Source organism: Nostoc sp., assembly GCF_036917195.1.
Classification (GTDB): domain Bacteria; phylum Cyanobacteriota; class Cyanobacteriia; order Cyanobacteriales; family Nostocaceae; genus Nostoc.
In genome coordinates, this window is the sequence record NZ_JBALDG010000073.1 from 1 (window position 1) to 26,462 (window position 26,462).

Consider the following 26,462-nt stretch of genomic DNA (forward strand, 5'->3'; position numbering starts at 1 on the left):
ATCAAAGACTCGTTAACGGAGTTCTGAAGTGGATTAACGAGTATCAAAGACTCGTTAACGGAGTTCTGAGGTGGATTAACGAGTATCAAAGACTCGTTAACGGAGTTCTGAAGTGGATTAACGAGTATCAAAGACTCGTTAACGGAGTTCTGAGGTGGATTAACGAGTATCAAAGACTCATGAAAGTATGTTTACACCAAGTTGTATTTTAAAACATATCTCCTCTGCTCCCCTAGTTGTTGAGCTTGTCCTGAGGTTGTCCTGACTTGTACTGAGCGTAGTTGTAAACCCTGCGCCATAGCTACGCTTAGTACACGTCACCGCAAAAAGGGGTCAGAAATAAAAACTTTAACAAGGGAGTAGGGAGTAGGGGAGAGGGAGTAGGGAACCCCTGTTTGAAAACAGGGGATTTAATATTGACTGATTGTGTGTCGGCAGTGCCTCTCCACACAATTTTTTCTCTTCTTTTCCCCCTAAAGAGGGAGGCTTCAAACCATATAGGAGTAGGGTATTTTCTCTCTTTCCCTATTCCCTACTCCCTACTCCCTACTCCCTGTTTCGGTGATGCTACTAGACACGTTTAATTCAAAAAACGAATTCCGTACCTCATTTATGTTGGGCTGTACTTAGGGCGCAGCCTCTCCAAGAGTTGTATGCCCCCCTACCTCTGGGTTTAGTAATAATTCTCCCATGACTAAAGTCATCAAGGCGTTAGAGATTTTATTCAGGGGGAGAATAAAATCTACTTTGCCAGCTTGAATCGCAGCTGAGGGCATCCCGGAAAATTCAGCGGTTTTTACATCTTGGACAATGATAGTACCACCCATTTTTTTAATTGCCTCTACCCCGACCGTGCCATCATTACCCGTTCCAGTTAGCACAAGGGCGATCGCTCTATTTTTGTAAGTGGCTGCAACCGATTCAAATAACAAGTCAGCCCTAGGACGTAAAAAATGTACCAATTCCGACTGTGATAAGGAAAGCGTGCCGTCACCGTTAACCAACAAGTGATGATCGGGTGCAGCAACGTAAGCCGTTCCTGGGGTAAGGATATCTCCCTCCTCTGCCTGTTTGACGCTAATAGCCGTGCGCCGACTGAGAATTTCTGCCATGAGCGACCGATCTTGCGGAGGAATGTGTTGCACAATGGCAATCGCGGCTGTAAATTCTGCTGGTAGAGTCGATAGCACTTCAATTAAAGCAGTCACACCGCCTGCTGAGGCTGCGATCGCTACAATATCAAAAGTAGCGTTAGTAAACTGAGGTGGATGATTGCTGGCATTTTCCGCTATTTTAATCATAATTTTTAGGTTCTCATTACCAACCAAACTTATTCGTTACACAGAGAATAAAAAATTTTTGATTATTCATATTATATTTCAGAAATTATATAATATATTATTTGAAATAGCTTACTTTTTTTTCTCTTTCTCCACTAATTTCATAGGTTCATCTTCCTGCTCTAGAATGCGTTTTGCTTCTAAAAGCTGCTGCCTATGTTCCTCACTCACTGTTGGGTATCGCAGATTTAGTTCTTGTAATTTTGTGCAGATAATATTAGCGACTACCAGGCGAGTAAACCATTTGCGATCGGCAGGAATAATATACCAGGGAGCCGATTTCGTACTAGTGTGATTGAAAACTTCTTCGTAAGCATTCATATAATCATCCCAAAAAGCTCGTTCTCGGACATCGCTATCTGAAAACTTCCAATTTTTTTCAGGAGATTCAATCCGTTCTAAAAAACGTTTTTTCTGCTCTGATTTAGAAACATTGAGAAAGAACTTCAGGATGATTACACCATTGTCTACCAAATATTTTTCCAAACCATTAATTTCTTCAAAGCGTTGTTTCCATATCTTATTTCCTTCAGGGAAGTAAGGAAGTTGTTGCTTTTTCAAGATTTCTGGATGGACACGAGCTACTAGCACTTCTTCATAGTATGAGCGGTTGAATATCCCAATTCGACCTCTTTCTGGCAAAGCCTTAGTTGTTCGCCACAGGTAGTCATGGTCTAATTCTTCCGCACTGGGACTCTTGAAACTAAACACCTGAAATCCTTGCGGGTTAACACCAGATGTCACATGTTTAATTGTGCTATCTTTACCAGCAGCATCCATTGCTTGAAAAATAATCAATAAGGCATAAGTGTTTTGAGCGTAGAGAATATTTTGGTAATTTGCTAGTCGTTCAATATCTGCCTGTAATTTGATTGCAGCATCAGCTTTTTGATTAAAATCATTCTTATAAGCTGGGTCATAGTTTTTTTTCAGAGAAATCTTTGAACCTGGTGGAACAATGAAAGCATCGTAATTCATATGTAATAAAATTTCCTGACAGCTACTTATAAACCAAGCATATTATGAAGTACTAATTTCTGATAATTATTATTTCTTAATTAAAGAATATTTTGATGCAGAAGTTGATGCAGCTTGGAATATGAGTTGTTAAAAGAGCAAGGGTTACGTTACAGCTATTTTCAGGTAAATAGACCACGCGGTAGGGGCACAGCATTGCTGTGCCCCTACGATAGATGTGGTTCAAATACATGAAAACTGCTGTAAGTTGGGTTGATTTGCTTTCTTACCCATTGACGAAATGCTCTCAGCGTTGGACTTCTGCCTAAAGTTCGGCTCTGTTCGACAAACTGGGGAATTGCTTCAACAATGGGCAAGTTGGAAAAAGTAGAACTAATTTCAGACTCAATGTATTTGCCATTCTGAAGAATATTAATTTGTAGCTTCCTATCTTCATATCGCCACAGTTCAGGAACTCCTAACGCTTCGTAAGCATCCAGTTGAGTTTTGGAAGTAACATCAACTTTAATTGCAAGGTCAGGTAGCGGATCAACCCTCAAGTCTATTCGCTCTTTACCAATCATCCGAGCATGATTTTGAATGTAGAAAGAATCATCAGGCTCTACACCGAAAGCCATATCTTCACGTTTAAAGGTGGTTGAGCCAAATGTCTCACAGTCAATCTCTAACTCCTCCAGCAGAATTTTCACCAAATCCCCAATGATGACTTTGGCTTTCTCATGCTTCGGTAACGGCATCCTCATCTCCAAAGTTCCTTGGCTGTAAGCCAACCGAGTGGCTCGATGGTCGCCAAGTTCTTCTAAAATTGCCTCAAATTCTTGCCAGCTAACATCGTGGAGTATTACTCTATGTCCTGGCGGAACACTTAATTGTCGTAATTGAAGTGTTACCATTACTTACCATTGAAATTTCATGTTGAAGCTTGCAATAGCCAATATTAAGCTATTGTAGCTTCCTATTTCTTAGATTATAATAAATATTGTCAAAACTATATAGAAAAATTATATGTCATTTGAAGAATTTAACGATAGCTCCTTTAAAAAACTATTACAAAATCTTGGAAATTTAAATAGCTCTTACACATCTATTTTTTCAAAAATATCTGAGCAAACTAGCGGGATAGAAGAGAGCTTTACTGGCAGAGCAAGGCTATTCTCCCACTCTAAGTTGTTAGAAAACCTATCTGGTAAATCAAGGCTATTCTCCCACTCTTCTGAGTTGTTAGAAAATCTCTCTGGTAAATCAAGGCTATTCTCCCACTCTTCTGAGGTATTAGAAAATTTATCTGGTAAATCAAGACTTAGACCAGTAGAGGAATATAAATTCGCACAAGACAAGTTGTATACAAATTTAAATAAACAAATTTTTACTTGGCAAAAACTGGTTCAGCCCAGTCTGGAAATTTTTAAGCCGTCTCGTGAATTAAAGGAAATCGCACTTGCCTCAAGGGTATGGGATAAAAGTTTCACAGAAGTTACACGTCAAATTCAAGAACTCAATCTATTTAGTAAAAATCCAGCTTTAGTACAAAATTTATTAAAACCTTCAAGTGTTTATACAGATTTTGTAGAAAAGACCTATCAACGTCTTGAGCAAAGTACAAGTGAAAAAGTTTATCGGGCTTTAGAGACTTCTTTACATTTAGCAGAAGATCAATTACTAACTACTACGGAAACTTTAATTAATATTATTACAGTACCAGCAGATGATGAATTAGCTTCCTGTGAGATAGATTTATTACTACCGATTATTCAACAAGATGAATTAATAACAATTGTAGAATCATGTGAAGAAGAGGACGAAGGATCTCTAATACTACTTTCTCCTGCTGCTCAGGCAAATACAGAGGTAAAACGAATTTGGGACTTAATTATTCAATGTAATGAGGTAACGCAAACTAAAGAACAGAAAGAAATGTTTAAACCCACAAGTAAACTTTTAGAAGCTTGTGCAAATTTACCTTGGATAATACCTCAAGATAAACGGAGTTTTGGAGACTTTATAGATTATTTATACTTTACTTTTTATGAGGGAGCAGGAAAAGATAATTTACGCTTTTTAACTAAACACGGTGGTGTACTAGATGAAAAGGTAGATTGTGATTTTATTTGGTGTATCAAGCATTTAAGAAACAAGTGGCTACGTCATGATGCAGATCATGGAAAAGAAACAGATATTAAAAAGTCTTGGAAAGATTTGTCAGATAAATTCAAATGGCTTGGTCTAAATCATACACCTATTAAAGAAGAACACTTTCGTAAACTACATCGCTCTTTATTAAAAGAAGCAGAGTCTTTTTTAGAAAAAATTTTAGAAAAATTGATCCCATAGAACCCCGCCTTTATATGGAACCACGTCAAGAACATCTGCTAAAAGCGATCGCCCAACAGGCGGGTGTAAGTGAAGCAGAAATTATTCGCCAAGCCATTGACCTTCATCTTGGTGAAATAACTGCACCTCAAACTAACCTTGCAATGTGGGAAGCCGAAAGAGAATTTATTGACCAAATCAAAACTCGATCTGCTCAACTTGAAGGTCGGGATTGGCAGCGTGAAGACCTCTATGAACGGTAGAGTTTTACAAATCCTTTTATTGATTCTAAAAGCTCCCCGACTTCTTCGAGAAGTCGGGAATCTGAGCCTTCGAGCGATCGCAACTTTACATTAATTCAAAATTACTTGCCGTTGCCGTTAGCACCATTACCATTACTGTGAATTACACGTTCAGCAAGTTTTTCCGGCACTTCCTGGAGATGGTCATATTCCCAGTGGAAGGAGCCAACGCCAAGAGTGAGCGATCGCAGCTCTACTATAAAGTTTTGCATCTCTGCTTGTGGCAAGTATGCAGAGACATTATCCCAGCCTTGCCAATCGTTTTTACCCTCATAACCTAAAATTTGCCCCCGTCTACCACTCAACAGTTGCAGCACTTTGGAGGTAAATTCGCTAGGTGTGGTCACTTCCACCCGCAGAATTGGTTCTAACAGGGTAGGTTCGGCTTGGGGTATCCCCGTTTGCATTGCCAATCGGGCAGCTTGCTTAAAGGCTTGTTCGGAACTATCAACGTTGTGGTATGAACCATTAGTCAGAGTTACCGCCACATCGACTATTGGGTAGCCCAAAGGCCCATGCGTTAGAAATTCCCGCACGCCCATTTCTACCCCAGGAATATACTGTTTGGGAACCACGCCGCCGACAATGGTTTCATTAAAGTTAAAACCTGTACCGCGTGGTAAAGGCTTGATGTCGAGAAAAACATCACCAAACTGTCCGTGACCACCGCTTTGGTGCTTGTAGCGCCCATGAACAGAAGCCACCGTTTTGCGGATAGTTTCTTTGTAAGGCACTTGCGGTAAATGGGTTGTCATCGGTAGATTATATTTGCGGCGCAGTCTGTCTAGGGTGACTTGCAAATGAATCTCGCCTTGACCCCACAAGATTACTTCGTGAGTATCGCCGTGTTGTTCCCAAGCAAGTGAGCAGTCTTCTTCCAATAACTTGGTAATGGCACCACTGAGTTTAACTTCATCGTTGCGCTTTTCTGGTGTGATAGCGAGAGCATACACTGGTTCCAACTGTACAGCTTTGGGTAATTCTATTGCCGACTGCTGTTCTATAGAGATTGTATCCCCTGTCTTGATTCCTTCTAAACGACTCAATCCGACAATTTCACCAGCACTAACTTGGTTAACAAACTGCTGTTGTTGTCCCATGAGGCGGTAAATTCCACCAGTCCGAATCCCATTGAGGACAATACCATCAGTTAATTTGCCCCGCCAAACACGCACCAGAGAGAGTTTGCCACCTTGGGGAGTGTAGTAAGTTTTTAATACCTGCGCTAAAGGTGTACCACCTTTTAAGTTTTTTAAGCGACGTTCTGCTGTGGTTTCTGGTTCGGGGGCTTCCCGTAACAAGGCTTCTAATAGAGGTCTAACACCATAATCTTGTTCTGCCACACCAAAGAAAACGGGCACTACCAAATCTGCCCCTAATTCCATTTTTAAATCTTTGAGGATTTCCTCTTGGGGTGGCTCAATGTCTTCTAAAAGTTCTTCAAGTAAATGGTCGTCAAAATTTGCTAATGCTTCGAGCATTTCTGCTCGTGCTATATGTTCTTCTTCTTTTAAGCTTTCGGGAAAGGAGATGGGGTCAGCAGGTGCGCCTGGATGATATTGATATGCCTGTTCGCTCACCATATCAATAAAGCCGGTGAGTTGTTCCCCATTCATGATGGGATATTGATGCGCTACCAAGGGACGGCTAGATACTGCTTTCAGGGCGTTCAATGTTTCCAAAACGTGAATATTTGCCCGATCCATTTTGTTGACAAAGACGAGGTGGGGAATTTCCCAATCGTCGAGGAATTTAAATAGAGGGGCGAGGGTGAGGACTCGTTCGCGTATGGGTTCGCAAACTACAATTGCCGCATCCACTCCGATTAAAGCATTGTACGTTTCTTGGGCAAATTCTACACTTCCCGGACAGTCTATAAAAGTGAAACGAATGCCGCTATACTCAGTGGTAGCGGCGCTGACTTCTACACTCATGTGGCGATCGCGCGACTCGGCAGCACTATCTCCCACTGTATTGCTGTCCTTAACACTCCCTTTGCGGGAAATTGCCCCTGTGACAAATAACAAGCTTTCTAGTAAAGTGGTTTTTCCACTTAAATAAGGCCCGACGATTGCAACATTCCGCGAACCCGATTTTACTTTTTCGTTCATAAAACCCCCCTTGCGGTAAGTCTTTCCTAACCGCATTATTCTGCTGTATATATCAGGGATAAAAAATGGTTCTCTGGAGTCAAAATTACCCCTTCTTTAATTTGTTATTATCCTTCTTTTAATCGAAACTTCAAAAAATTGTAGCCTGTCGTAAGATTTAGCTTAAGAAAAGTTAACTATCACAAACTTTCATAGCAAATTAAAAATTTTTGTAAAAAACTTATTATGAAGTAAATTTAACTGAAAGTGTTGCAAGTTAGGAATTCAATGGGATTATCATTATCTAAATATCGCATAGCAGGGTTAGTAAGTTTGATACTGGTTGTTAGCATTCCTTCCCCTTCTCTTTCTTTATCTCCTCCTGTCCTCTCAAAGCTGGCACAATCTAATGGTAAAACTGCCATAGACTGGTTAAACCAAGGTTTACAGGCAATTCAGGCGGGAAGGGTACAAGATGCGATCGCCGCCTTTAAACAAGCAGCCCAATTAGATCCGACATTAGCACCAGCGCACTATAATTTAGGGCTAGCATTCCGACAAACGGGACAATTACAACCCTCTGCGGATGCATTTTATCGAGCGACGCAAGCCGATCCCAAATTTGCTCCTGCTTTTGCTAATTTAGGTGGTGCGTTGTTAGAAGGTAATAATTTAAAGTTAGCTAACGATTATTTGCAACGTGCGTTAGAACTTGATTCCAAACTAGGATTTGCCCACTATAACTTGGGGTTGGTACGAGAACAGCAACGAGATTGTGAGCTAGCGATCGCATCTTTTATAAAAGCCATAGAATATAGCAAAAATGCACCAGAGCCTCCTTATCATATAGGGATGTGTTATCTCCAACAAGGCAAACTTGAGCAAGCAAAAAATGCCTTTAATCAGGCAGTAAAAATTAATCCCAAGTATCCAGAAGCTTACTACAATCTCGGTTCAATTTTGTTTCAGCAAGGTAAATTACAAGAGGCATTAGAAGCTTTTAGAAAATCAGCAGAAGCTAATTCCAACTATCCCAACGCTTATTATGGTGCAGGGTTAGTTTTTATGCAGCTACAGCAATATGGAAATGCAGTACAAGTATTCCAATTTGCTAGAGATTTATACAATGCTCAGGGTAATCCCTCGTGGGCAAAAAATGCCGGGCAATTGTTGCAACAGGTACAAAATTTAAATTACCAACCTCGCTGAGGCACAAAAGCTTAATATTGCATAACATAAAATTATTGGGTTGACTCGCTGGTGTTGTCTTAACTTGTCCCGATTGGAATGAAACGTACATGCAAAAGCGCCTGAAGAGTCGATTTTTATTTTCTGATCGCTGGCTTGATCGACACTCAATTGTTCGCAACATGGAAGCCTTCCAAGACTTAATTGTGATTGTCTTGTGTTTGGCTTTGTTTGCCGTCATGCTGATGCAATTGTGGGGGTTATTTATCGCCATTACGCAGCAACTGGATTATAAACATGTGACTGCAAAAATCCTATTTGTGTTGATTTTAGTCGAGTTATTTCGGTTGTTAATGGTTTACTTGCAAGAACATAGTATCTCTGTGGGGGTAGCAGTTGAGGTAACAATTGTATCTCTACTGCGAGAAGTAGTAGTTCAGGGAGCGCTGGAAATTTCTTGGGTTAATACAGCTGCAATTTGTGGTTTGTTGTTTGTTTTGGGTGGGCTACTTGTAGTCTGTGCTAAGACGCCACACATGGATTGTATGAGCGCTAACACTAAGTTGTGCCCGATTGTGTATAGAGGAGATAGGGAACGACAAAATGAGTTGGAATTGCAGTATTCACGTCAATGTGATGAAAATCAACCTCTTGGATAAACTTCTATGAAATTAGGGAGTGAGGAGTGGGAGAACAGGGGAGAAAGAGTTGAAAGAGTCATATCGGTTTTTTTGATGGCTGTTAAGCCAGAAGTATTAGTACCTAACTTACCCTCATAAGGTACTTCCGACGTATTCAACTATACTCTTTTGGGGAGATGAATCGCTCTTGAAGGGTAAGTATAAAGTTAATTAGAAATTCTAAAAGAGGGTCAAGCAATGACTACAAATACAGGTAACGGACAGTCTCAAGAACCAATTAGCAACTTGGAGTACGATTTTATCACGGTGTTGCACAACAAGGCTGAAGCCGTTAAAGCTTATGATGTTTACATCAAAGATGCAGAGCAAGTAGGTTCTCAGCCTTGTGTAGAGTTGTTCCAAAAATTGCGCCAATCTGATATTGAACATGCACAAGAGGTTCGCCGACATCTACAAGAAGTGATGCAACGCGGTAAGATGTAACCCAGGTGTTTAACTGCGTAGGCGTAGCCCGTCGTAGACATCGCTTCTCATTTAGTGAAACTAAACATAAAAGAGGCGATCGCACTTCAGGTAAAAAATTTTATTGATATCTTGCACGCTTTGCTCAAGCAATATACAGCAGAGTGTTTCCAAAGATAAAGGGCAATACTCAAGCAGCGCCCACTATCAGCCAGACTGATTCTGGGCTGCTTGCTGTACTTGCACCACTGTCAAATCGAGAGCCACCGCCACTTGTTCTACACTCAACCCCAATGCCAACAACCGAGGAATAGCTTCTAATTTAGCTTGTTGCCGACCTTCCTGCCGACCTTGTTGCTGACCTTCCTGCCGACCTTGTTGCTGACCTTCCTGCCGACCTTGTTGCCAACCTTCCTGCCGACCTTCCTGCCGACCTTCTTCCAAGCCATCTTGCTTGATTGATTGATACATCCTTGTCTTTTTGAATTCATCGTCTATACCCAACATTTCTGCTAACTCCTCTCGGCTTAACCGGGTAAATTTGTACAATAGGATAGTCTCTATTAATTCTACAATTTGCTTTCTGGTTGCTTCATCTGTCAGTTGTTGTCTTGCTTGTAAAATCAATTCTCTACCTTTGTCAACAGCTGTCTCTTCTCTTTCAATAATTAATTTAACGATCGCAACTTTAAGTGAGTTCTCCCCCGTATCTAATTCATCTAGATAAATGCGTCGCACTTGTGAACTGTTTAGCAGCAACTCATACGGTAGCCGATCAGTGGGATCTAAACTTCGTTGCGGATAAATAACGACAGCACGCCAAAAATTTACTGATTCGTTTTGACGCAAGTAAAGAAAGATTTCGGCAAAGAAGCGTCTATAAAAAGTTGAGTCTAATTGAAACTGGACTTCCACAAAGTACAGTGGTTGATTTGTGGTTTGATTTGTGGGGATGAATACCCCATCAATTCTAAAAGCAGTTTCTTTGAGTTCGACTCAAACAAATTCATAGGCGTTGACATTGACAGTCGGATCGCCAATTTTTGTAAAAAATATGCTAGGAAAAGCTTGAAATAAACTATAAAATATTTTGTCAGTTTGCACCTGGATTTAGTCAAGCGAAAATTGGGTATTGAAAGTTTATCAAAAATACTGTACGCATGTCTGATTCTAACAATTGAGATCATGTGGAAAAGCCCACGAAAAACCTAACCCCCTAACCCCCTTCCCGACGCTCTAAGGGGGAAAATTCAAAGTCTCTAACGCCACTAAAGAGCGGGAACGCTAAGAGCGAAGAAGTCAGCAGACCGCAAGGGCGCAGTGGCTCCTCCTTTTAGGAGAGAGATTTAGAGAGAGGTTTTCCAAATACCGTGAAAAGTCAGGCATCTGATTCGGCGTAAAAAAAAGCAGATGGTTGCTCCCATCTGCTTTAATAAAAAAATCCATCATTTTGTTTACTTGGATACCAACTGATTAACTGGAGCAACCCCAGCTAAATCTAAAATTGGCGCGATCGCATCTTCACGCTTCACCGCCATCACATGGACACCCTGACACAATTGCCGCGCTATTTGCACTTGCTCGGCTGCAATTTTTATTCCTTCCTCAAAAGGGTCTTTGGCTTTTGCCAATCTATCAATAATATGCTGGGGAATATTTACACCCGGAACACACCTATTAATAAACTGGGCATTTTTTGCCGATTTCAACAGAAAAATTCCTGCCAAAATCGGTTTTTTATAACCAGCGGCAATTGTGTCCATAAACTTTTCTAGCAGGTCAAAATCGGTAATCAACTGACTTTGAAAAAACTGCGCTCCTGCTTCGATTTTGCGTTCAAATCGACTTTGCAAACCCGACCAGCTTTTACATTGTGGATCTACCGCTGCACCAACAAATAAATCTAGCGCTCCATCAGTCAAGGGTTTCTCGTTGCAATCAACGCCTTGATTCATCTTCCGAATTAGTTGTAGCAGTCGCACAGCTTCCAAATCAAATACTGATTTGGCATCTGCATGATCGCCTGCTTTTACTGGGTCACCAGTCAAAGCTAAAATGTTATGAATGCCCAAAGCATGAGCGCCCATTAAATCAGCTTGTAAACCAATGCGGTTGCGATCGCGGCAAGCAACTTGACAAATTGGCTCTATGCCGTTTTGTGACAAAATCACCGACGCCATTAACGAAGACATCCGTAACATTGCACGGCTACCATCAGTAACATTGACAGCATGAACCCTTCCCTTAAGGGTCGCCGCCATTTGAATCATATGGGCTGGATCTCCCCCTTTCGGAGGTGCTACCTCGGCTGTAACTAGAAATTCACCTGCTTGTACAGCTCTCTTGAAGGCTGTGCGGCTATGGGTGTAATGCATAAAATTAAGAACTTCCATTTATTAAATGGTATAGCAAATCACACCTGAAGGGAAAACCTATAAAGGAAGAGAGTAGCCTAAAGCAGTTTTTACTTGTGATAAAGTTTGATTTGCGATCGCTCTAGCTTTTTCCCCTCCATCCCGCAACACAGATTCCAAATAGCCTTTGTCCGCCGTTATTGACTGATATTTTTCTTGGATTGGCTTCAGGGACTCAATTATCGTGTCTGTCAATAATGGTTTAAATTGTCCCCAGCCCATATCCTGACACTCAACTGCTACATCTTCCTTCGTTTTACCAGAAAGCAATGTATAGAGCGTTAACAAGTTATTACACTCCGGACGCGCTGGATCATCAAAAGTCAGCCCACGAATCGGATCAGTTTTACAACGCTTAATCTTGTATTGAATCTGCTCTGGCGGATCTAGCAAACTGATTCGGCTTAACTCTGAAGGATCGGACTTCGACATTTTGCGTGTACCGTCCGCCAAACTCATCACCCTTGCCCCTTCCTTGCGAATCAAAGGGTCTGGTAACTTCAGAACTGGTTGATCTGGTTTACCAAATTGGTGATTTAACCGAGCCGCAATATCCCGTGTCAATTCCAAGTGTTGCTTTTGGTCTTCACCCACTGGCACTTTATCGGCTTGGTAAAGCAAAATATCAGCTGCCATCAGCACAGGGTAATCCAATAAGCCTGCACTCACATTTTCTCCCTGCTTGAGTGCTTTTTCCTTGAACTGGATCATATCTTGCAGCCAGTTTAGAGGTGTAATGCAGTTGAGTAACCAGGTGAGTTCACTATGGGCCGAAACGTGAGATTGGACAAAAATGGTCGAGTGATTTAAATCAAGACCACAAGCTAGATAGAGAGCAGCGAGGGTGTAGGTATCAGCGGCCAACTGTGTTGGGTCGTGTGGCACTGTAATCGCGTGCAAATCAGCTACAAAAAGGTAATTTTCGTATTCGCTCTGACCTTCTACCCAGTTGCGAATGGCTCCCAAGTAGTTGCCTAGATGGTAATTGCCCGTTGGTTGAACTCCAGAAAGAACACGTTGCTTGCCCATAAATTTCAACTTAGTTATCTCAAATCCGCGCTAGTAAAGTGGCGATGTCTGGCGACAAGTCGCAACTCTTGGAGACGCTGCGCCCAGCAAGATCCCCGTAGGAGTATGCGCCTACGCAAAACTCATTTAATTTTGACATTTTCCTGGTCAACTCGCCGTTACAGGATTAGAGATTTTAACTCAACTCGGATTGGTGTAGAAACTCTTGATGAACAAAAACGATAACTTAATATGCTAACAACAGCTTGTAGGGTGAGCATTACAATCATTAGTGTAGTCTAGACAGAGCTTTAAAAGATTGCCTCGTCAAGAGACTCAGGTCTTAATGCCTACCTACTGTAAGGCTTTGCCTTTGTTACTCGTGGCACCGCAATAAGATGCATTTCCTTCTTAGACCTGGAAACGAGGTTTTAAAAGTATTTTGGTTTAAGTTAACACCAATGCATTGTAATGCCCACCCGACTGTAATCTGTAAATAGAAACTTGATGCAATCGAATTGTAAGTCGATGCAATCCCATTGTTAGCTGATACAATGCCATTGTCAGCCAATACAATCGCATTGTAAGTCGATGCAATCGCATTGTAAGTCGATACAATGCCATTGTCAGCCGATGCAATCGCATTGTTAGCTGATACAATGGCATTGTCAGCCGATGCAATCGCATTGTAAGTCGATGCAATGCCATTGTAAAAGATTGCGTTTACATAACACGGTAATACAAATACTAAACTGCAAAACGCCGTAGTTAACACTTTTTCTCCTCATCAGAGCAGTTTAGATACTTTTAATTTACAGAAATAGACAAAATTTATGTTTTGTCAGATAAAGTAGCAGTAACCTGGAAATTGTAAGTTAAATTTTTAACTCAAGAGAGTCTGCTGATAAAAACTTTACTACTCTGACTCATAAAAATGCTCAATTATTTCTGGACTTACCAGGAGACGATTGATTTAACAGTTTTTCGCTCCACAAATTCGTCATTAGGTTTTATTACAACGGCGGTAATCGTGCCAACTGACAGGAAGATCACCTTTGCAGATACAAATCTCTGAAAAATAAAGGTAGTGGCATTTTAGCATCATCTCTGCAATGAGCATCTAAAACACGGATTTATCAAAAGTAAAAAATATTTCGACCAAAATTTAATTAAAGGACTATAGCAATGAAAGTACTCTTACTTTACCCCCGTTTTACCAAAACCTTTTGGTCTTACGACAAATTCATGAAAATAGCGGGACTTAAAGCATTTATTCCACCGCTAGGGATTCTGACTGTTGCTGCTATGCTACCAACAGACTGGGAAGTTCGGTTTTATGACCGCAATGTTAACCAAGAAACGTATGCTGATTGGCAATGGTGCGACATCGTGATTCTTTCTGCCATGCTTGCACAAAAAGAAGACTTTCTCGCCCAAATTCACAAAGCAGCGCAACTGGGGAAAAAAGTTGCTGTGGGTGGGCCTTATGCAACCTCAGTACCAGAACCTGCCCAAAAAGGAGAAGCTAACTACTTGATTTTAGATGAAGGGGAGATTACAGTTCCGCAATTTTTAGATGCGATCGCGTTCTAACTGATGTGTCACTTATAGCAAATTACGAATTAGTAAACTTATCCCACAGGTTGGCGAGTATAGTTGCCCAATTACAGCATACTCTTCGGGTTGCAGGTGTTTAGCGATCGCTTCTTTGACTGTCCAGCCCGTAATCACTGCCGTTTGCCCACCACCTAAGATAAGCTGGTTGGGTTTATGCGTAGCTCTGTACTCAAATCGAGTTTTTTTATTTCCAACTTCACCCGACATATTGACTAAACTTTCATATTTATACTATTTATAAGTTTTAATTTCTTCTACTATATTTTGACGCTCCTACTCAATTAACTCTATTTCTGTTTCAATTGGTGGGTGCAATGTTAGTAATTGTAGGGCTTCACCGAAGTGCCCGATTAAATCCCAGAGTTGCCAGACTGAGTACCCTTCCTCATCTTCCTGTAGAAATTGGAATTTTGGAGCGTATGAGCTATCTCCAAATAAATCCTTGTGCCTGTGGATAAAATGTGATTTACCCACAGAAGTTACCTTAACCTTGACTTTTTGATTAAGATTTATTTTCACTGTGATCGCACCTCTCAATACGGTTCAGTTAAGGTCTAAGCCGTATTGTATACAGAGAAGTTGAGTGTCTCAATTTTGGCTCCGGCTCCTTTGTGTATCGGTTTCTTGAAGGGAAATTTAGCTCTTGTTTTTTTCACAACTCGCGGGTTACTTCTTCCTTCGCGCTCCGGTATCTGTTCATCAAGAATTTCGGTCACAAGCCAAGCTAAAAAAAAGGTATTTCTTCTGGCTCAAGACGCTGAAACTTGGTTATAGCACGGCGCACGACATTAAGCGTTCCGATAAAACTTAATCATAAAGGGGAAATTTGAGCATGTTGGGCAACTTGAAACATAAGCGATGGCTCCGCCAACGCCAAGGGCGAACGCACAGCCCAATGACCGAGAAGCCAACCATAAATTTCTTGAACAACTTCACGGGGGTTTAGAGAATGAATGGGAGTTTTGCGACCTAGCAGGTGAAGTTTGAGTTCATCAATGGTATTTTCTATTTCCCAGCGTTGATGATATTCCATCGCCAATAGTAAAGCGGGGAACAAAGCGATATCTGTCAAACTGGTAATCAGGCGATAAATTTCTGGCTCTGCCTCAGTATCAATAGTGTATTCAATTACTCGCACCATGATTTTTGTGCCACTTTTTTCTTTGATTTACCATCAGGGGCAATCCACGACAGATAGGAGCCATCTTCCTTGACTTTCTCCACTGGTAATTTTATGTTCTTCGGTACTCGTCCCAAATAATCACATTAGTGGAAGCGCCGCCCGGCGCTTCCACTGACGATAGTCAGCGCTGGCGCAGGGGGCGAACGAACGAGCGGATGTCTTCGGTAATTAGCTTCGGTTCCTCCGCTGGAGCAAAATGTCCTCCGCTGGGGAACAAGGTCCACTGGCGCAGATCGCTATGTGCGGCAACGATCGAGCGTGGCCTGTGCATCAGGTCCTTGGGCATCACGGCGACAGCCGTCGGCACGCTGATCTCGGGCTTGATGTCGTTAGCCAGAGGTATGGGCTGGGGAAATCCGGAAGCTCGGCAAAACAGCTCCGACCCGACAAAGCTGTTCGTGAACCAGTATAACGAGAAATGCGTGAGCAGCGTATCCTTGTCGAACTTGGTTTCCACGTCCCCATGGCAATCGCTCCAGGCGCGGCGGCGAAGGAGCATCCACGCCGCCTGACCCGCCGGGCTGTCGTGCATCGCCCAGGCGAGGGTCTGTGGGTCAGAGGCATTGACCAGAAGGTGGATGGAGGCCGCTTGGCCTGTGTCCTTCTCCCCTTCGACCATGGCGCGTTCCTCCGGGGTAAAATCGGCCGGGTCGCCGGCGTCGTTGGGTACCCCCGGGAGGACAGGGAAGCTCAGATGGACGCCGATGATCGAGTCCGGATGCGCATGCCCAAGCCGCGCACTCAGGAACGCGCCTGCATCGCCGCCTTGCGTGACGAATCGCTCATAGCCCAGTTCCCGCATCAGCCTGACCCACATGTCGGCCGTTTCGACATAGCCGACACCGTTCCGGGGCAGCGGCCCCGAGAAGGCGAACCCTGGCAGCGAAGGGACGACGACGTCGAAGGCGTCTTGAGGATCGCCGCCATGTGCAGCAGGATCGGCCAGGGGCATGATGACGTCCTTGAGGTCCCAGAACGTCCAGGGCCATCCGTGGTTGAGAACGATGGGAACGGGGTTGGGGCCCTTGCTGCGCACATGAATGAAATGGATCGGCACGCTGTCGATCTCTGTACGGAATTGCGCGAAGCTGTTGATCCGCGCTTCCTGCGCGCGCCAGTCGAAACCGTCCTGCCAATAGGTCATCAGCTCGCGCAGGTAGGTGCCGTTGACTCCGTAGGACCAGTCCTCGTTGTCAAGTTCGGGCGCCCAGCGCGTGTTGGCCAAGCGCGTGCGAAGCGCGTCTATCTCGCTTTGAGGAACGTCGATCCTGAATGGCTCAATCTTCATCATGATTATCCTTCAAACGCTGTCAAAATGGTTGTGTTGCAAAAAGTTGTTGGGGACAGAAAACGCTTTGGAAAGGGAATTAGTTATGCAGCCACTCCGAAGATTTTAGCTATGAATTTCACCCGTTCTCTAACGGCTCCTTTCTCGACTTTTTCGATTTGCCCTTTTTTCATCATGTGCATAGTTTCATAACCTTTAAAGCAATAAAATCCCCTCCAGAGGAAAAGTAGGAGGGGTTAATGTTAAACGAAATAATTACCATCTATGCTATCACTGACAATTTCTTGAAGGCCATTAGGCTAGAATATGATATTCGTCGTGACATGAATGATGCAGAAATTATTACAACGGCTTTAGTCGCAGCAATATTTTTCAATAGTAATCACAACTTATGCTTGCAGTTATATGCAAGACCACAATTTAGTACTGAATTTGTTATAAAAATTACTATTTAATCAGCGATTACACGGTAAATTGCAAGAATTGGGTTTGCCTGGGGAAAGAGCTTTACTGCTTTATCCAGCAGGACTAAATTTTTGGCGTTCCTGCTAGGGAAGGGGAGAAATTCAAAGCCTCTCCCCTAGAAGGGGAGAGGTTTGGAGAGAGGTTTTCCAGATCCCATGAAAAGTCAGATATTAATCACCTGCGATCTGATGATTGCCAAGTATCAAGTTAAGCTAGCTTGGTAATTGGTTTGACAAAAGGTACTCTAGCCGTTTGCAATTGAGTTAACGATAATCATTCAGCCAAACTCTTAAATTCGATTTACCTTTCTGCTAAACCCACCTGTCCTCCAATTAGCCCCAGAAATCCAGTTCCAAAGTGCTGAATCTCCAAAAAATTTGCTTGCTCCGGTGAGGTTTTGTAAACGCGAAATGTCTTCATAATTCCCAACGTGGCAGCACTTTCTAGAGGCCCAACAAAGCTAATATCGCGGTCGAGAAAATAAGTTTGATTAGCCCATTGAGCCATCTGATTTGCATTTAAAAAGTAGCAGCCTGCGTGAGGGTTGAGGGCACGACGAAAGGTAATTGGTGCATTCAGAATTGTACCCTTGAGTTCCTGTTGCTCCTGCACATTTTGAAAGGGAGCAGTTACTCGTAAAGCCAAATCCCCATCAATGTAAGCTTTGTTAACCAAACCGTGGGGAGAGACTTCATAACGATTTGGCTGGAGCAAATTTAAATCACCCGCTTGTTGGGTAAACCAGTTTAATTTTATAAAAAACCAAGGGTCATAAATAATTAGGTCATCTTCAAGAAAGCAGTAGTAATCATACTGACCGAGACAACTTTGTAAAACAGCTTGGCATTCAAACCCCAAAAGCAGAGGTTCTATATTAGTAGAATGATGCTTGTATAAATGAGATGGTAAGGGAAGCTGATTCAGAAGATGATTATCTTTGGTTGTACAAATAACAATATCTAGTTCATGCGACTGGGGTTGGTTAGCAGGGAAAGCTAGTCGTTGAGCAATATTGATGATCCGTTGAGATTTGCCAAATAATTGGTGTAAGGCGGTAAGGCTTTTAGTTAATGCCTGCAAGCGGGGTTGTGGGTCTTTGCGTTGGGAAGCATGACGACCCTCACCGCTAGGTTTAAAAAAATGGGCAATGGTAAAAATAATTCGCATTGAGGCTATTAATTTATTCTTTGTAAATATCCTAGTTTCATTAGTTTTTGCCAATCAAAAAACTTCAGTGTACTCCAATTAAACTTCGAGAAACTCAACCCCAACTACTCATTTAATTTCTGCCAAATCCTTTAGAAGGTGGGCGATTTTTCAAGCTATTAGAACTTTTACTAGCGAACATCCATTGCAAATGCTGTGGTAACAGTTTTGCTAAATCATAACGCTTCAAAATTGTCTCTCGCGCATTGGCACGAATTGCATTCATCTCCTGAGGATGATTTAGCGCCTCTTCAACGCGATTAGCAATATTCTGCGGAGAAAAGAAATCTACCAGCAGTCCATTTACCCCATCCTGTACGACTTCCAATACTGGCTGAGTCTTAGAAGCTATTAGTAAACATCCTGCTGCCATGACTTCTAACATTGACCAGGATAATACAAAAGGACGGGTTAAATAAACATGAGCAGAAGAAGCTTGTAAAACCTGAAGGTACTCATTGTAAGGAAGCCTATCTGTAAAATGGAGCCTCGATAAATCCAAAGATAATTTCTCTAGCATTAATTTTTTATAAGTCTGACCATCGGGGAGATTCTTTCCATAAGCCACCCTATCTTCTCCTACAACTACCACATGGCACTTAGGTCTTCGCTGCTGAATTAGCGCCACCGTTTCCATAAACTGCGGAAAACCTCTATAAGGTTCCATCCCCCGTCCCACATAAGTTACCAACTCTTCCACATGGGAAAGATCAAGATTGATTCTTGGTAAAACTAACTTTGCGTTTGGTTTGGGGACAAAAAAATTGGTATCAATACCATCATGAATTACAGTGATTTTGCTATGATATTCTTTAGGAAACTGCTGTCGCTGCCAATTCGTCGGAGAAAGTCCGCGATCGCAGCTATATAAATCAGTCAAAATCGGCGCATTTTTTACGCGGATGCGGCATTCATCATCAGCATTCAGTGGTTCCTTGGGATCAAAATCTGCATCCGAACCATGAGCATGGTAAAACCACTCGAAATAACACAATAATTCGGCTTTGGGGAAAACATCTTTCATAAATAAAGTCGGCCCCCAACCAGAATGACCATAAACTATATCTGGAACGAAACCCTGAGCTTTTAAGTTTTCTGCCACGCGATAGATAGCTTGAGCAGTGAGAACAGCATTTTCCAGGTTGCGAACGTAGTGGTGGGTTTGGGGAGCAGCTTCACGAGAAGGAGTGTAAATAGCTTTATAAACGCCAGGTATTTCTCCTTCACGACGATTTGTCCCAAAGACGACTTTGTAATTAGGATTTTTACCTAAAACTGTCGCCAAGTTGCGAAATTGCGAGGGAAAATTGGGATGTAAAAATAAAATTTTCATTAGAATAATCTTGATTAATTTATTGCGAGATAAAATAAATTAAGACAAGCTGCTTAAGATTATAAGATTATTTACCACGATTTTTAGCAAGTAAACTTAGGTAAATGGTTGCCCGAAAATGCGAAAATAATCATAAATTCGTGTTATAATCATGAAATTTATTGGCATTGATTTAGGCTGGCGATCGCAACCAAGTGGACTGTGCTGTTTAGAATGGATAGATGGACAACTACAAATGCTCGATCTAGACCGCAAAGATGCCATTGCAGACATCCTTATCTGGATCGATCAAAGCGTACAAGCAGACGAACCAGCCATTATTGCCGTAGATGCACCTACCCTTATACCTAACGCTAACGGGAGTCGCCTCCCCGACAAACTCAGCCACAAATACTTTGGTAAATATCATGCGGGATGCTACCCAGCTAATCAAAATCTACCCTTCGCACAGCGCACCATCAACTTTGGTTTAGAATTAGAATCACGCGGTTTTGCACACGCTCCCACCATTGAACCGCAAAAATTCAGCAGATATCAAATAGAAGTCTTTCCCCACCCAGCAATTGTTAATCTATTCAACTTAGAACGCATCCTTAAATATAAAAAAGGACGCCTCAATGAACGCCGTCTAGAACTAATTAAACTCCAAAATTATCTTCTCGATATTCTCCCCTCCTTCTCTCCTCCTCTGCGCCCTCTGCGCCTCTGTGGTTCCTTCCTTCTTGAAATCCCCACCACAGGCGCAGCCCTCAAAGCAACCGAAGATAAGCTAGATAGTCTTATCTGCGCTTATGTTGCTGCTTATTGGTGGTATTGGGGAGAACAACGTAATCTCGTATTAGGCGATCGCACCACAGGCTACATTATCATTCCTCAAAGAATTTGAGTAAAGACTTCGCGTATGCTGCTTTAGAGTCCTTGCTTCTGATTTAGATATTGCGATCGCGTCGCAATATCTTATCCCTAGTAAACTAGACTAATCAATGGGGGTATTGTAGATTTGTAGTTAATTGTGTTTGGGAAAAAACGTTTCCTTAATTGCCTGGGTGATTTGCTCTAGGTCAGTTTCATCCATCGGCAATGGCGTCACCCCTTCCTCAGGTTCAAAAGAAATTTCTTGCCATTCACTGACGGGAATCTTTTGTTTCTCTAAGCTCTGTAGCTCAGAGAGCGTAGCGAAGACCATCCAAACCGAAAAGTCTTCGATCCGCAGTAACACCTCAGTGTCATTGATTAACTCATAGCTCCATAGTTGCAAAGGATGATAGGAGCGATCTTCCTCAAATTTTCCGCGTTCTCTGATGAGCGCTCTTGCTGCTGACGTTAAAGTGCCTTCAACAACTATACAGCCCACCATTCCTGACCAAGGTTGTACAGACACTTCCTCAAGCGCTAAAAAATCTGGTCTGCTGCCACTTAACTCCTCCCCTCCTGGAAAGTATGCCCGAAACCTGTCAGCCTTTTCCAGGTAGAAGTCGAGGATGCCTTGCTGAATCTGTGGTGTGTTTTGGGTAACTAGAAAACTTGAACGAGACATAAAAATAGCCTTTGAAACCCCTAAGAGGACGTGAGTTCGACGGGTTGAAAAAGGAGCAAAAAAAAGCTGAGACTGGAATAATTCTAGCAATAGTTATTTTTTGGGTGTGACTGCGTAGCATAGTAAAAGGCGTTGCTAAACTTAGATCAGCAACGCCTAATCTTGAGTAGTCAATAACTACTCAGCACTATTACTCTGCCCAAGCAATCAACCTTGGTTCATAAGCATTAGCCAGGTATTGATTTTTCGGCAATACACGCAAAGACAAGCCTTGCAAACCAGAAGCGGTATAGGTGATATTAGCTGTGTAAATACCCAATTGCTGTCCATCCTCACCTTCGTAATCCATTACCACTGACACAGCGTTGACAATCTCACCATTGGGATCGATCGCACCTTGATATAATTCCACTTGCACATCATCATTCGTCAAAGTTGCCAAGTCAACCTTGGCTTTGACAGCAACGGTTTGGTTAACCTCAATGTCTGAAGCTGCGGATATGTCAATATCTTTGATTTTGATGTTGAACCAGTGTTCTCTCAGTTTTTCCTTCCATGCAGCTAGTTCTTTAGCTGGGGCATAGTTATCAACAGTCAGGGTATGATAGCGATCGCTAGCTGGGAAATAAGCTCGCCCGGCATACTCTCCTACCATCCGCGCTGTATTAAAGAATGGACAATTCAACCGAATTGCATCCTTCATTTTCGCAACCCAAGGACGCGGTAAGCCATCAGTATCCCGATGTTCATAAAATAGCGGTACAACTTCTTTCTCTAACAACTCGTAGAGAGCATTTGCTTCTACTTCATCTTGGTAGTTGGGATCGTCATAATTCTCTCCATGTCCAATTGCCCAGCCTGTGCGGACGTAATCAGCTTCATCCCACCAGCCATCTAGTACACTTAAATTCGGCAATCCATTCATTGCCGCTTTCATGCCACTGGTACCAGAAGCTTCCCGTGGACGACGTGGTGTGTTTAACCAGATATCGCAACCTGCAACCATCAATCGGGAGATGTGAATGTCGTAATTGGGAACAAACACTACCTGCTTTTCTAAATGTTGTTCACGGATAAAGTGATTGATTTCGCGGATGAGTTCTTTACCTGGAATATCCTTGGGATGCGCCTTACCAGCAATCACGAATTGCACTTTCCGGTCTTTGTTAGCCAACAAAAGCCGCTTAATGCGATCCAAATCACGCATCCAGAGGGTAGCGCGTTTGTAGGTGGCAAACCGACGGGCAAAACCAATGGTGAAAGCATAAGGATCTAAAACTTCTTGGGCTTGGGTAATTTCGGAAGCAGAAGCGCCGCGATCGCTCAAATGCTTAACCAAATGATCCCGCACATACAAAATCATATCTAAGCGGCAGCGTTCGTGATTGCGCCACAACTCCTCATCAGGTATAGCGTCCATCCGCTCCCACAATGGACTATCTGGTGGTGCTGATGACCAATTTGGCCCCAAATAGCGATCGTACAACTCTTGAGTAGATTTCGCCACACAACTCCGAGCATGGACACCATTGGTAATTGCTGCGATCGGCACTTCCTCTACGGGCACATTCTGCCACAAGCCCTGGAACATTTGCCGTGACACTACACCATGCAGTTGTGCTACACCGTTAGAAAATGTTGCCATCTTCAGCGCCAGCACCGCCATACTGAAAGGCCCAGATAAATCACCTGTATTCTCGCGCCCCAGTCCTAAAAATTGCTCTTTAGGCAACCCAAATATCTCTGCAAAGTACCCTAAGTAGTACAACATTTTGTCGGGAGCAAACAAGTCAATTCCCGCCGGTACTGGTGTATGCGTAGTAAAGATGTTACTGGAAGCCACCACCTGTCTAGCTTGGGCATAATTGAGTCCCTCTTCCTGAATCAGCAAGCGGATGCGCTCTAGGGCAGAGAAGGCGGCGTGACCTTCATTCATGTGGTAAGCGGTGACTTTCAGCCCCAAAGCTTTGAGCATTTGCACACCACCGATCCCCAGCATGATTTCCTGGTGGATACGCATATCGATGTCGCCACCGTAGAGCTGATCTGTGATGTCGTGGTCGTAAACATTGTTGGGGTCAATGTTGGTGTCCATCAAATATAGGGGCACCGTTCCTACCTGTACGCGCCAAACTCTGGCATACACCTTGCGTCCTGGATAATCTACCGCAATCCGCAGTTCTGAACCATCGGGATTGCGCTCTAAATGCAAGGGCATATTGTAGAAATCATTGCTCAGATAGCGTTCCTGCTGCCAGCCATCGGCATTGAGGTACTGAGCAAAGTAGCCTTGCTGGTACAGTAAACCTACACCTACAAGCGGTAGACCCAAGTCACTGGCAGATTTGAGGTGATCCCCCGCCAGAACCCCCAAGCCTCCAGAATAGACGGGTAAACAATCTACAAGTCCAAATTCCGCCGAAAAATAGGCGTAACATTCTTTCGGTTTCTGCTCCCGTTGTTTCTGATACCAGGTGCGCTCTTGCAAATAATCTTCTAACTGACGGTCAGCTCGATCCATTTGCGCTAGGAAGCCTTCATCTTCGACAACTTCCAGAAGCCGTGATTGAGAGATAGTACCCAACATTAACACCGGGTTGTGATGGCTAGACTCCCATAGGTCAGAGTCTAAGCGACGAAATAAATCTTTAGTTTCAACATTCCAATCCCAGTGCAAGTTCTGTGCCAGCCGCCGCAGTGGTTCGAGTCGCGGCGGTAGTGAAGGGGATACGTTAAATGTGCGAATTGGCTGCATAGGTTGGCAAAACTCCAAGTTTAGCTATGGTTATTGTTTACTCTCTTTACCAATGTTGCCAATTCTTTATACTGTATTTTGTGAAAAAGCGATGACTTTGTTAAGCATTGAGAATTATTCTTTACCTCGTTGCTAAAGTTTACACCAAGGTGTTTCTAATTCTATGCCTTACCCTCAGCCATGTACTTGGTATATTAAGATTTAATCATTTACTGGCACTGGATCACTTGAAAAAAATCTAGTTTTGAATAAATAATTTATATTTTTTTTAGTATTGCTTCTGGGGATCAATTCTAGGTCTTAGCTGAGGGTGAAAATTCCCCATAGCTGTATCCAGGAAAATTAAATTTTTAATTATTTTTTAATAAAATGGCGCTGGTAAACAAGGAGTGTCAGAAGGCAGGGGGCAGAAAGCAGAAGGTAAACCCCATAAATAATCGCATGAAAACCTTACCAAGCAATTAACCAGGAAAAGCGATACCTGCAGCGGGCTACGCCGACGCTAACTACTTGGTATAATTTTTGATACTAAATTAGGAAAATAACTTCTTAGCGTGTTATTTTACGCGCCTAATGAAGGCTGATCTTTGGTATTTTTTGTCATTGACAAAGCCACAGCTGCTGCATAAGCAATCTCCGCTGCCATTTGATAAGCAAGTTTGATACTCGATGAAGCGTCTTTAGCTTTAGGAGAGAGGGAAGCTTTTTTTCGGCGCGACTCTTGCTTGACATCACCCGCCACAATAGCCCGCTGTAAAATGATCCAGGCATCTAGGTCTTCTGAGTCATAATTACTTTGAAGTTGCGATCGCAGTTGATCTTCAGCTACAACACTCAGATAGCCGATAGTTAGAGCTTCTTCGACAATTTCTTTAATTAAAGCCATAATTTGAACCAAGTGTGTGAGTTAAAACTGATACCTCAATTTGAGCAATTTGATATTGTTTTGTGGACTTCTCCTGAAAACTAAGCTATGTTTTAGCTTTCTCTCGATAAAATTAAATTTATAATGAGTAGTGCCAAGCACGCATCACCCGCTTGGATCACCCGAATGGGTGATTTACAAATGTTTTAGATATAAGTAATAGGCAAGAGGAATATTTTTAGCATTTTGAGGAAGAGGGTGTCATAAGTATAGTAGATATCATTCTGAGTTGAACGCCCAATCATAAAATAACTTAGACAAGCAACGATAGAAATATGGACAAAATGCCAATTAACCGCTTACAGCATTTTTCAACTTCCCATCTTCAATGAATTTAATCTAAGTGTATAAAATTATTTTAGGTAGCGTTCGCTCCAGTAAAAAAGTTAATTGATTTCCACTATTGTGATCAATAAGCAACCAGGAAATCAACTTATTTATTGAGAGTGTTCCACTAAAAATAAAATGTGTTATCGTTAAAAACAATTGTTATTAAAAACCATTCATGTAATTACAAACGTGAACTGGTTAGTCTGTAAATCATCTGTGTGCAACATGATTGGAGCAGCATACTCTAGAAATTCGTTGCAAGAAAGCCGTCATAGCAGTCGGGGAAGCGCTTACTTGTTTGCACCGATGGTTAATTTCAATGTGATGGCTGATGTGGGAGATAATCCACCCTAATTGGATTTTATTTGGGCAAAAATGCCCAGAATAATCCAACAATAATTACATTGTCATGCTAGGCAGAAATTTTATCTAAACTTTAAATATAGTCTAGTTAAATGTATTTTTTGTTGCAAAATAGCTTGTGGAACTGAGTTGTTTCAAAAGACTAAAACCGCCTGAGAGAAAGTAGCTTCAAGGCAAACAACTCCATCCCTAGTTGCGTAACAAGCTTTTCAAATTTATCGGATAACCAAAACAGTAGCCTATCTAACTAGCAAATTTACCCATCAGACAATTTAATAGTCTGATATTTGACTCTGCAATGCACTGATATTGTTTGATTAATTGAACTGGTAAAAAAGAAGCAAAATTGTTACGTGCCTTGACTGTGCCAATTTTAGATTTTAGACTTCGGCTCCTTTCAGCTTCGCTCAAGGCAAGTCGCTCAGTCGAACGATTTTAGATTAAAGAATTGAAGAATTAAAGCCTCGACTACTTCGACGCCGGCTCCATTGAGCGACTTGTGTTGAGTTTAGCCTGAGCGGCGTCGAAGGGCGCAGTCGTAAAGCCTGCGGCATAGCTACGCTTAGGGCGCAGCCTCTCGAAGAGAAGCAAGCCGAGATTCTCAGTACAAGTCCGCTTGGCTTTAACACTGAGCGACTTGCCTTGAGCGTACCCCTGCTCTTAAGCAAGCTACGCGCAGCGTCTCCAAGAGTTGCCGATTTGTGCCGAGCGACTTGTGCCGAGTTTA

The 26,462-nt window shown here is 42.5% G+C and carries 22 protein-coding genes and 4 pseudogenes; 9 read left to right on the plus strand and 17 right to left on the minus strand.

All coding sequences use genetic code 11. The features are described 5' to 3' along the window. Positions 1 to 626: 626 nt before the first annotated feature. The 3 genes from V7K40_RS24010 to V7K40_RS24020 form a co-directional block, all read right to left on the minus strand. Positions 627 to 1,301: a chemotaxis protein CheB gene (locus V7K40_RS24010; RefSeq protein WP_334964183.1), complete on the minus strand. Its 675-nt coding sequence runs from the start codon at positions 1,299 to 1,301 to the stop codon at positions 627 to 629. Between the two features lie 111 nt (positions 1,302 to 1,412). After that, the gene (locus V7K40_RS24015) at positions 1,413 to 2,318 is read right to left on the minus strand and encodes a polyphosphate kinase 2 family protein (RefSeq protein WP_334964185.1); all 906 of its coding nucleotides are present in this window, start codon (positions 2,316 to 2,318) and stop codon (positions 1,413 to 1,415) included. A gap of 206 nt (positions 2,319 to 2,524) precedes the next feature. Next, positions 2,525 to 3,211 (minus strand): Uma2 family endonuclease, encoded by a 687-nt coding sequence (locus tag V7K40_RS24020; protein ID WP_334964187.1) that lies wholly within the window; start codon positions 3,209 to 3,211, stop codon positions 2,525 to 2,527. Between the two features lie 112 nt (positions 3,212 to 3,323). Here V7K40_RS24020 and V7K40_RS24025 point away from each other — a divergent pair, with 112 nt between their 5' ends. Together V7K40_RS24025 and V7K40_RS24030 are read left to right on the plus strand one after the other, a co-directional pair. Next, positions 3,324 to 4,649 carry a hypothetical protein gene (locus V7K40_RS24025; RefSeq protein ID WP_334964189.1) on the plus strand — a complete coding sequence of 442 codons (1,326 nt, stop codon included), beginning with the start codon at positions 3,324 to 3,326 and terminating at the stop codon, positions 4,647 to 4,649. Positions 4,650 to 4,663: 14 nt separating this feature from the next. Further along, positions 4,664 to 4,891 (plus strand): hypothetical protein, encoded by a 228-nt coding sequence (locus V7K40_RS24030; RefSeq protein WP_334964191.1) that lies wholly within the window; start codon positions 4,664 to 4,666, stop codon positions 4,889 to 4,891. A 101-nt stretch (positions 4,892 to 4,992) separates the two neighbouring features. Here V7K40_RS24030 and V7K40_RS24035 read toward each other — a convergent pair whose 3' ends face one another. Next, positions 4,993 to 7,041, minus strand: coding sequence for an elongation factor G (locus tag V7K40_RS24035; RefSeq protein WP_334964193.1), 2,049 nt, complete (start codon positions 7,039 to 7,041; stop codon positions 4,993 to 4,995). A gap of 267 nt (positions 7,042 to 7,308) precedes the next feature. Between V7K40_RS24035 and V7K40_RS24040 the strand changes: the two genes are divergently transcribed. From V7K40_RS24040 to V7K40_RS24050, 3 genes are all read left to right on the plus strand, one after another. Continuing rightward, positions 7,309 to 8,229, plus strand: coding sequence for a tetratricopeptide repeat protein (locus V7K40_RS24040; RefSeq protein ID WP_334964195.1), 921 nt, complete (start codon positions 7,309 to 7,311; stop codon positions 8,227 to 8,229). Positions 8,230 to 8,318: 89 nt separating this feature from the next. After that, on the plus strand, positions 8,319 to 8,867 hold the full coding sequence (locus V7K40_RS24045; protein ID WP_298915379.1) for a phosphate-starvation-inducible PsiE family protein: 549 nt from the start codon (positions 8,319 to 8,321) through the stop codon (positions 8,865 to 8,867). 219 nt (positions 8,868 to 9,086) lie between these two features. Then, positions 9,087 to 9,332, plus strand: coding sequence for a hypothetical protein (locus V7K40_RS24050; RefSeq protein ID WP_334964197.1), 246 nt, complete (start codon positions 9,087 to 9,089; stop codon positions 9,330 to 9,332). Between the two features lie 186 nt (positions 9,333 to 9,518). On the opposite strand, the pseudogene V7K40_RS24055 reads toward V7K40_RS24050, so the two are convergent. The 4 genes and pseudogenes from V7K40_RS24055 to V7K40_RS24070 form a co-directional block, all read right to left on the minus strand. Beyond that, a pseudogene (locus V7K40_RS24055) lies at positions 9,519 to 10,415 on the minus strand (Rpn family recombination-promoting nuclease/putative transposase). A gap of 350 nt (positions 10,416 to 10,765) precedes the next feature. Continuing rightward, positions 10,766 to 11,686, minus strand: coding sequence for a methylenetetrahydrofolate reductase (locus V7K40_RS24060; RefSeq protein WP_298915371.1), 921 nt, complete (start codon positions 11,684 to 11,686; stop codon positions 10,766 to 10,768). Between the two features lie 57 nt (positions 11,687 to 11,743). Continuing rightward, on the minus strand, positions 11,744 to 12,754 hold the full coding sequence (gene trpS, locus V7K40_RS24065; protein WP_334964199.1) for a tryptophan--tRNA ligase: 1,011 nt from the start codon (positions 12,752 to 12,754) through the stop codon (positions 11,744 to 11,746). 426 nt (positions 12,755 to 13,180) lie between these two features. Further along, the gene (locus V7K40_RS24070; RefSeq protein ID WP_334964201.1) at positions 13,181 to 13,441 is read right to left on the minus strand and encodes a hypothetical protein; all 261 of its coding nucleotides are present in this window, start codon (positions 13,439 to 13,441) and stop codon (positions 13,181 to 13,183) included. Between the two features lie 477 nt (positions 13,442 to 13,918). On the opposite strand from V7K40_RS24070, the pseudogene V7K40_RS24075 reads away from it, so the two are divergent. Continuing rightward, positions 13,919 to 14,320: pseudogene (locus V7K40_RS24075) on the plus strand (cobalamin-dependent protein); the annotation flags it as partial. A 24-nt stretch (positions 14,321 to 14,344) separates the two neighbouring features. On the opposite strand, the pseudogene V7K40_RS24080 reads toward V7K40_RS24075, so the two are convergent. The 4 genes and pseudogenes from V7K40_RS24080 to V7K40_RS24095 form a co-directional block, all read right to left on the minus strand. Then, positions 14,345 to 14,557 (minus strand): annotated as a pseudogene (locus V7K40_RS24080) (thymidylate synthase); the annotation flags it as partial. A gap of 66 nt (positions 14,558 to 14,623) precedes the next feature. Continuing rightward, a complete protein-coding gene (locus V7K40_RS24085) occupies positions 14,624 to 14,869 on the minus strand; it encodes a hypothetical protein (protein ID WP_334964203.1) in 246 nt (81 codons plus the stop codon). A gap of 205 nt (positions 14,870 to 15,074) precedes the next feature. After that, positions 15,075 to 15,616: pseudogene (locus V7K40_RS24090) on the minus strand (transposase); the annotation flags it as partial. Between the two features lie 38 nt (positions 15,617 to 15,654). Next, positions 15,655 to 16,824: an epoxide hydrolase family protein gene (locus tag V7K40_RS24095; RefSeq protein WP_334964205.1), complete on the minus strand. Its 1,170-nt coding sequence runs from the start codon at positions 16,822 to 16,824 to the stop codon at positions 15,655 to 15,657. A 236-nt stretch (positions 16,825 to 17,060) separates the two neighbouring features. On the opposite strand from V7K40_RS24095, the gene V7K40_RS24100 reads away from it, so the two are divergent. After that, positions 17,061 to 17,276, plus strand: a complete 216-nt coding sequence (locus V7K40_RS24100) for a hypothetical protein (protein ID WP_334964207.1) — start codon at positions 17,061 to 17,063, stop codon at positions 17,274 to 17,276. 310 nt (positions 17,277 to 17,586) lie between these two features. Here V7K40_RS24100 and V7K40_RS24105 read toward each other — a convergent pair whose 3' ends face one another. Together V7K40_RS24105 and V7K40_RS24110 are read right to left on the minus strand one after the other, a co-directional pair. Next, positions 17,587 to 18,453 (minus strand): calcium-binding protein, encoded by an 867-nt coding sequence (locus tag V7K40_RS24105; RefSeq protein WP_334964209.1) that lies wholly within the window; start codon positions 18,451 to 18,453, stop codon positions 17,587 to 17,589. A gap of 112 nt (positions 18,454 to 18,565) precedes the next feature. Beyond that, positions 18,566 to 19,825 carry a glycosyltransferase family 4 protein gene (locus V7K40_RS24110; RefSeq protein WP_334964211.1) on the minus strand — a complete coding sequence of 420 codons (1,260 nt, stop codon included), beginning with the start codon at positions 19,823 to 19,825 and terminating at the stop codon, positions 18,566 to 18,568. Positions 19,826 to 19,976: 151 nt separating this feature from the next. Between V7K40_RS24110 and V7K40_RS24115 the strand changes: the two genes are divergently transcribed. Further along, positions 19,977 to 20,711 carry a DUF429 domain-containing protein gene (locus V7K40_RS24115; protein ID WP_334964213.1) on the plus strand — a complete coding sequence of 245 codons (735 nt, stop codon included), beginning with the start codon at positions 19,977 to 19,979 and terminating at the stop codon, positions 20,709 to 20,711. Between the two features lie 120 nt (positions 20,712 to 20,831). Here V7K40_RS24115 and V7K40_RS24120 read toward each other — a convergent pair whose 3' ends face one another. The 3 genes from V7K40_RS24120 to V7K40_RS24130 form a co-directional block, all read right to left on the minus strand. Next, positions 20,832 to 21,362 carry a hypothetical protein gene (locus tag V7K40_RS24120; RefSeq protein ID WP_334964215.1) on the minus strand — a complete coding sequence of 177 codons (531 nt, stop codon included), beginning with the start codon at positions 21,360 to 21,362 and terminating at the stop codon, positions 20,832 to 20,834. A 190-nt stretch (positions 21,363 to 21,552) separates the two neighbouring features. Further along, positions 21,553 to 24,117: an alpha-glucan family phosphorylase gene (gene glgP / locus V7K40_RS24125; protein WP_334964217.1), complete on the minus strand. Its 2,565-nt coding sequence runs from the start codon at positions 24,115 to 24,117 to the stop codon at positions 21,553 to 21,555. 562 nt (positions 24,118 to 24,679) lie between these two features. After that, on the minus strand, positions 24,680 to 25,003 hold the full coding sequence (locus V7K40_RS24130; protein WP_298915345.1) for a hypothetical protein: 324 nt from the start codon (positions 25,001 to 25,003) through the stop codon (positions 24,680 to 24,682). Between the two features lie 558 nt (positions 25,004 to 25,561). Between V7K40_RS24130 and V7K40_RS24135 the strand changes: the two genes are divergently transcribed. After that, positions 25,562 to 25,726 carry a hypothetical protein gene (locus tag V7K40_RS24135; RefSeq protein WP_179063512.1) on the plus strand — a complete coding sequence of 55 codons (165 nt, stop codon included), beginning with the start codon at positions 25,562 to 25,564 and terminating at the stop codon, positions 25,724 to 25,726. The last annotated feature ends 736 nt before the right edge of the window (positions 25,727 to 26,462 follow it).